6 protein-coding genes are annotated in these 2,073 nt (G+C 59.7%); 3 read left to right on the plus strand and 3 right to left on the minus strand.

The annotated features are described in order from the left end of the window. The coding region (locus ACFOM8_RS22845) for a PIN domain-containing protein (RefSeq protein WP_377764663.1) at positions 1 to 386 on the minus strand (386 nt) is incomplete at its 3' end. Then, complete coding sequence (locus ACFOM8_RS22850; protein ID WP_090757601.1) at positions 386 to 640, minus strand: type II toxin-antitoxin system VapB family antitoxin; 255 nt, start codon at positions 638 to 640, stop codon at positions 386 to 388. The genes ACFOM8_RS22845 and ACFOM8_RS22850, both read right to left, overlap by 1 nt. Before the next feature lie 181 nt (positions 641 to 821). Between ACFOM8_RS22850 and ACFOM8_RS22855 the strand changes: the two genes are divergently transcribed. Together ACFOM8_RS22855 and ACFOM8_RS22860 are read left to right on the plus strand one after the other, a co-directional pair. Then, on the plus strand, positions 822 to 1,004 hold the full coding sequence (locus ACFOM8_RS22855) for a DUF3606 domain-containing protein (protein ID WP_080623126.1): 183 nt from the start codon (positions 822 to 824) through the stop codon (positions 1,002 to 1,004). A gap of 4 nt (positions 1,005 to 1,008) precedes the next feature. Continuing rightward, the gene (locus tag ACFOM8_RS22860) at positions 1,009 to 1,266 is read left to right on the plus strand and encodes a hypothetical protein (protein WP_377764664.1); all 258 of its coding nucleotides are present in this window, start codon (positions 1,009 to 1,011) and stop codon (positions 1,264 to 1,266) included. A 4-nt stretch (positions 1,267 to 1,270) separates the two neighbouring features. On the opposite strand, the gene ACFOM8_RS22865 is transcribed toward ACFOM8_RS22860, so the two are convergent. Further along, positions 1,271 to 1,432: a hypothetical protein gene (locus tag ACFOM8_RS22865; protein WP_167553517.1), complete on the minus strand. Its 162-nt coding sequence runs from the start codon at positions 1,430 to 1,432 to the stop codon at positions 1,271 to 1,273. Positions 1,433 to 1,497: 65 nt separating this feature from the next. Here ACFOM8_RS22865 and ACFOM8_RS22870 point away from each other — a divergent pair, with 65 nt between their 5' ends. After that, complete coding sequence (locus ACFOM8_RS22870) at positions 1,498 to 1,779, plus strand: hypothetical protein (RefSeq protein WP_146113108.1); 282 nt, start codon at positions 1,498 to 1,500, stop codon at positions 1,777 to 1,779. Positions 1,780 to 2,073 lie beyond the last annotated feature (294 nt).

The following is a 2,073-nucleotide window of genomic DNA, read 5'->3' on the forward strand; positions in this document are numbered from 1 at the left end:
AGCAAGGGCACATGAAAGGCTTTGGCGCAGGCATAGGACAAAGCATCGCCCATGTTGAGTTGCGCCGGATGCCCGACAACCTTGCCATAGACTGACAGCGCCTGGATCGCCTCGGCCCCCATGCTGCCGGTGATGTGCATTTCCTTGGCTTCAAGCGCCTTCAGCAGCTCATCGACAAGATCAGTCGCGGCGGCAAAGTCCTCTGCTGTCGCCGGGCCTTTGCCGCGCCGCTCGACCCGCTTGCGCACAAGGGCAAGTGTCGCCTCCAGGCGCACGATGGGCGAATAGCGCAGGGTGCCGCGCGCGGCCTCCATCGCCTTCAGGAACGCGGGGCCATCTTCTTCCTGCAACAGCACGGCGGCGACAACGCTGGCATCAAGGAACATCAGTCCTCGCCCCACTGTTCGTCCATGAATGCCTTGTCCGCTGCAATGTCGCTGCCGCTGGACACAAACCCGGCCTCCGCTGCCCGCCGCTGTATTCGAGCAACCCGGTCCGTCAGGGTCTCCTTGGCAGCGAGAGCGTTCAACTGGTCGGACAAGGCGCGGCGAACAGCCTCCGTCTTGTTCGTCATGCCGGTGGCCGCGAGATACTGATCGACAAGCGTATCTACCGCAGGGTCTTTGATGTAGAGGGGCATGGTATATCCTCGCTTTGAAGAGAGTATATCCTTTGGGGATATGAAGGCAACCTGTAATGGGATATACACCTCGGGTCTGCGTTCTGGAAAACCGGACCGCAGCCTGCCCCAAACCTCCGTCGTACGGGTGGAAACAAGCCACAACTGATTGCGTTGACCCTTTGAAGATGCGGAGGACGACATGAACAAGGAACAGACAAACCGGGGCCGCGCCCAGGATCGCCGTCAGGTCGCAGCCGGACAGGATCACGAAGTCCGCTATGAGGCGGAGAAGATGGACGTGTCCAAGGACGAGGTGCGCGAGGCCGTGAAGTCTGAAGGCAACAGCCGGTCAAAGGTCGAGCGCAAGCTGTCCGAGGACTGAAATCATGGCGGGCCATGCAAGCGGGCTGCGCACGATCCGGCCGGTGTCCTATCAAGAGACAGACAGCCGGTTTCGCACCGTCAACGATGCCAACGGCATGGGCCGGGCGCTGATGGAGCAATGCGACCCGGCCGATCCTGCCTACCGGCAGGCGGCCGGCTTCTGCATCGCCTTTGCCGAAGGCACTGTGACCCCCGAACAGGTCAGGGCCGACTTCATCCAGGCGCTGACGTCAGCCGGGGTGTTCGTCCGCGAAGGATAGTAGCTCACGCCCCTGCGTCAGAGGTCGTGTCGTTGCTGGACGGAGCATTACACAGGCGAAGGGCAAGACGCGCTTCGAGCAGAACACCGTCAAGATCGCCCTTCTCGGCCAGCTTCTCGATCTGGCGGAGATAGCCAACCACCTTGCGAACAACATCATCTGCCATCTTCCATTCCTTCCGTTTCCGCTGTCTGGTCGGCCGCCATAAACCTCACCCAACATGAGCAAGCAATGACTGAAAATCTGGCAAGGATCATCGCCGCTGTTGCGAAGCATGCAAGAGATGCGGCTGCCTATCATGAGCATATGGCTGCTACTCCAGGTCTTAATCCTGGATTAGCAAGCTCTCACCGATGGCTAGCCAAGCGGTTCCTGATGGCCGCAGTTAGAGTTGAGCAGAAAGACCCTGAAACTATTAAGTGGGTTTGCGGCTGTCTGGCTCTCGATGCATTGTTTGATGAATATGAGCTGGAAGTCCGTCGAGCGGAAGCAGATACGGACCCTAGTCCGTAAGTGCCGTATGTCGCATCCCTAGTGTCTGTCGGTCTAGGGCTGTCGCCCTAGCCCGCCCGCCCCTAGGGATCGCGCTTATCTAATGACGACGGTAGGCTCTGCTTACAAAGTGGAGCCACCGACCGGCACGGCCTTCATGCCGTTCGGTGGCGGGGTCGGATCGTGACCGCGCTGGTTACATAGAACCGTCCTAGAGTGTGATCGCCCCGCCCTTTCGAGCTGACCTGAACGGATACAAGGGGATCGTGCCCCGCATGATAAGCAGAGGACAGAGAAAGATGGGTGGCGAAACGG

The organism is Paracoccus angustae (assembly GCF_042648745.1).
Classification (GTDB): domain Bacteria; phylum Pseudomonadota; class Alphaproteobacteria; order Rhodobacterales; family Rhodobacteraceae; genus Paracoccus; species Paracoccus angustae.